The organism is Bradyrhizobium genomosp. III, from assembly GCF_000261705.1.
Lineage (GTDB): Bacteria > Pseudomonadota > Alphaproteobacteria > Rhizobiales > Xanthobacteraceae > Bradyrhizobium > Bradyrhizobium ottawaense.
Window position 1 is genome coordinate 1 of record NZ_AJQF01000273.1, and the last position, 3,661, is coordinate 3,661.

Sequence of the window (3,661 nt, forward strand, 5' to 3'; positions counted from 1 at the left end):
CGGCGCTGCACGCGAAGTTCGGCAACTCCACTGGGACGCGATAGCTCGACCACGGCGACGCTGTTCTCCCTCGCCCCGCTTGCGGGGAGAGGGTTGGGGTGAGGGGGAGTCTCCGCAATGACGGTGACAGTTGGACGCGTCGAGAGTCCCCCTCACCCGAATTCGATCTACGATCGAATTCGACCTCTCCCCGCAAGCGGGGCGAGGTGAAGAGCGCGCCTTGCATTCAGCTGCCGCGATAGGTCGAATAGCTCCATGGCGTGACCAACAGCGGCACGTGATAGTGCCCCTCTGGCTCGCTGACGGCGAAGCGCAGCGGGATCTCGTCGAGGAACGGCGGATCCGACAGCGGTACGTTGCGCTCGGCGTAGTATCTGGCAACGCTGAATTTGAGCTCATAGCGGCCGATCGGCAGCGGACGGCCATCGATCAGCGGCCGATCGGTGCGACCGTCCGCATTGGTCACCGCGCGCGCGATCACACGGCTCTCGCCGAGGCTTGCGAGCTCCACGAGCTCGACCGGGATGCCGGACGCGGGCTTGCCGGCGTGGTTGTCCAGCACATGGGTCGAGAGCCGGCCGTGCACCTTCAGCCTGTCGTCGGCCATGACGAGCTGATCCAGCCGCAGCGCGGAGATCCGGCCGATCTCCTCGATCGCGCGCCGCGTCTCGGTCTTGGCGATATTGCGTAACCGCGTCTCGAAGTCGCGCAGCACGGAATCCCGGGTGTGGCGGCGCACGCAGACGATATAGGGGAAGCCGAACTTGTCCCGATAGGCGCTGTTGACGCGCTCGAACGCCGCGTATTCGGCATCCGACAACCTATCGAGGCCGGCGCTGTTCTGCTCGTCGGTCGATTCCACTGTCAGCCCCGCCGCGCGCTGGGTCTTGCTGGCGAGATCCGGATGCGCCCGGATCAACGCCAATTGCACGTCGGGCTCGGCGCTCTGGATCGCCGCCATCAGCGCCGTGTGCAACTGATTGATGCCGGCAAACGGTCGCTTGTCGGCGAGCTGCTCGGCGATCCACGGCGAATATTCGACGACATTGGCGAGCGCCGCGACGAAGTCGGCCTTGCTTGCGGCATTGAGGTCGGACAGCGATATCTGCGACATCGTCCTCAACCGATCTCGAACGCAGTGGCCGCGAGATGCGCATGCTTGTCGTGCCAGTGCTGGGCGATCTGCAATCGCGTCGGCACCCAGACGCGTTCGTGCTTGCCGATATAATCGAGGAAGCGCATCAGCCCCGCAGCGCGGCCGGGCCGGCCCGCGAGGCGGCAATGCAGGCCAACCGACATCATCTTCGGCGCAGTTTCGCCTTCCGCATAGAGCACGTCGAAGGCGTCCTTCAGATAGGTGAAGAACTGCTCGCCCTCGGCAAAGCCTTGCGGGTTGATGAAGCGCATGTCGTTGGCGTCTAGCGTATAGGGAATGACGAGCTGCTTGCCGCCCGCGCTCTTGACCCAATAGGGCAGATCGTCGGCATAGGAGTCGCAGAGATAGAGGAAGCCGCCCTCCTCCATCAGCAAACGGTTGGTGTTGATCGAGGAGCGCCCGGTGTACCAGCCGAGCGGCCGCGATCCGGTGGCCTCAGTGTGGACGCGGATCGCTTCCGCGATCTCGGCGCGCTCCTGTGCCTCGGTCATGTCCTTGTGCTCGATCCATTTCAGGCTGTGGCTGGCGATATCCCAGCCCGCCTCCTTCATGGCGGCGACGATCTCGGGGTTGCGCTTCAGCGCGGTGGCGACGCCGAACACGGTGGTCGGCCAGTTGCGCGCGGTGAACATCCGCCACAGCCGCCAGAAGCCGGCCCGCGAGCCATATTCGAACATCGATTCGATATTGGCGTGGCGCTGGCCCGGCCAGGGCTGCGCGCCGAGCACGTCGGACAGGAACGCTTCCGAGGCGCGATCGCCGTGCAGGATGTTGTTTTCGCCGCCTTCTTCGAAATTGACGACGAACTGCACCGCGACCCGCGCGTTGCCGGGCCACTCGGGGTGCGGCGGGTTGCGGCCGTAACCGCGGAGATCGCGCGGGTAGCGTGTGTCAGCCACTCAGACTTCCTCGAAGCGGATCGGCAGCGCGCCCTTCCACAGCACGCTCTTGCCCAACGTCGCCAGATTCTCCAGGCCCGAGGTCAGCGTGATGAAGTGGTTGCCGGCGAGCTGGCCCATCTTGCTGGCGAAGTGAACGCCGCCATAGGCCAGCAGGATCTCGGTCTCGCTGATGCCGCCGGGATAGAGGATGATCTGGCCCGGCGCGGGATAGCTGGTGTGGTTCTCGTAGCCGACGCCGAAATCGAGATCGCCGAGCGGCATCCACACGCCCTCGCCGCTCCAGCGCACATGGATGATGTGGCTTTCGAACGGCAATGCCTTGCGGAAGGCGGCGACGGTCTTGGGTGCCAGCTGCTCCTCGAAGCGGGCATCGAAGGTGAAGTCGCCGGCACGGATAACGAGTTTGCTCATCTCATCTCTCTGGATCGGGGCCGGTGGCCCCACGGATAATTTTCAAGCAAAGAGCACTCCCGACAGTTTCGCGCAAGGGGCGCGGACGCGTCACCTGCGGTCGTAGGACCAGCCGAAAATGCCGCTCCGCCGCGTCTCCGGTTCCGGCTCGGCGGCCGGCGGAGGGGCTTCCTTCAGTTCCGCCCGCGGCGGCGGGGGCGGTGCCGGCAGGATCTCGCATGTCATGGAGTAGACCAGCTTGCCGTCGGCGGTACGCCCGATCGGGACACAGGGATCGGGATGTCCGGCCGCGGTCTTCGGCGCCAACTTGACTTGCGCGGCCGCCGGTGACGCCAACAGCAGCAGGACCAGCAGATATCTCGACATCGTTGTCGCCTGAAAGCTCGATTGGCCCATTGAACTGGATTGCCGCGGGCAAGTCCATCGGCACCGGAGGGCGCGATTGCCGAATATTTAGCCGGGCTGGGCCGGGCGACTTCGCAAGGGACTGCCGGCGCGCAAAGACGGGGCAAGCTCCATCGCTTCCCTCTCGTGTCCCGGACGCGATGCAGCGCGAAGCGCTGCTTCGCAGAGCCGGGACCCAGAAGGCGATAGGGCGCGATGCGGATGGATGTGCCCCGGCTCTGCAGCGCACCGCTTCCGGACGATGCTTCGCATCGCCGGGGACGCTGCGCTGCGTCCGGGGCACGAGAGCGGAGTGTGGCGCAGGCTGTGTCCACATGTCATTGCGACTCCAGTGCACATCCCAGCGGCGCTGCCGTAGGGTGGGCAAAGGCGCATAGCGCCGTGCCCACGATCTCCGTCCATAAGCAACAAGGCGTGGGCACGCTGCGCTTTGCCCACCCTACGAGATCGAGCTTGTGGCACGTAGCTCAGCTCGCAGACACGCCTCTTCGGCCTCGCGGCGCATTTCGCCCGAGCTTTGCTTCAACTCTCCACCCTCTAATCCAAGAGGGCGCAGGGAAGGCCGGGTGCCAGCTCGCACCCGCGGTCCGCTGCGCGAAAAGCACACGCAGAAAGAACCGCACAGCAGCATACAGGTGGTGCCGATCACTCGGCCTTCCCTGCGCAGTGGCTGGACGGCTTATGCCGTGATCTCCCGGGAGCCGACCATTCCTTCTGGCCTCCCTCACCCCGCGAATTGGATGATGCCGTCCGCCCGGTTGGGCTCGCTCGCACCTTCGCAGGACTT

At 65.3% G+C, this 3,661-nt stretch carries 4 protein-coding genes; all 4 read right to left on the reverse strand.

The annotated features are described in order from the left end of the window. Window positions 1–226: 226 nt before the first annotated feature. Window positions 227–1,114: a 2-oxo-4-hydroxy-4-carboxy-5-ureidoimidazoline decarboxylase gene (uraD, locus tag IC66_RS0123110; RefSeq protein ID WP_038949195.1), complete on the reverse strand. Its 888-nt coding sequence runs from the start codon at window positions 1,112–1,114 to the stop codon at window positions 227–229. 5 nt (window positions 1,115–1,119) lie between these two features. After that, a complete protein-coding gene (puuE, locus tag IC66_RS0123115) occupies window positions 1,120–2,055 on the reverse strand; it encodes an allantoinase PuuE (RefSeq protein ID WP_028142662.1) in 936 nt (311 codons plus the stop codon). Then, window positions 2,056–2,469 (reverse strand): DUF3830 family protein, encoded by a 414-nt coding sequence (locus tag IC66_RS0123120; protein ID WP_014493672.1) that lies wholly within the window; start codon window positions 2,467–2,469, stop codon window positions 2,056–2,058. 90 nt (window positions 2,470–2,559) lie between these two features. Then, on the reverse strand, window positions 2,560–2,835 hold the full coding sequence (locus IC66_RS0123125; RefSeq protein ID WP_028142663.1) for a hypothetical protein: 276 nt from the start codon (window positions 2,833–2,835) through the stop codon (window positions 2,560–2,562). Window positions 2,836–3,661 lie beyond the last annotated feature (826 nt).